Raw genomic sequence first — 254 nt, forward strand, 5'->3', positions numbered from 1 at the left:
GTTACGCCGGAAGGGGTGCGCACGCAGTCGATGGGTGCCACCGTGGCGAGCCTGCAGACGTTGGGTATGGTGCAGGGCGCAGCCGAACCGCTGGATGGCCGCAAAACCCGCTATCAACCCACCGATGCCTGCCTGAAACTGATTGCTGCCATCCGCGCACAACGTGATGACTGGCTGCTCAACAGCATCGCAACGCAACTGAGCCCTCAGGAACAGCACACGCTGCTGGCCGCGCTTCCCTTACTGCAACGACT

At 62.6% G+C, this 254-nt stretch carries 1 pseudogene; it reads left to right on the forward strand.

Annotated features, from left to right (window positions below):
- Positions 1-254 (forward strand): annotated as a pseudogene (locus tag KVT28_RS25690) (MarR family transcriptional regulator); the annotation flags it as partial.

The organism is Pantoea sp. GbtcB22 (genome assembly GCF_019091025.1).
Taxonomy (GTDB): Bacteria; Pseudomonadota; Gammaproteobacteria; order Enterobacterales; family Enterobacteriaceae; genus Pantoea; species Pantoea leporis.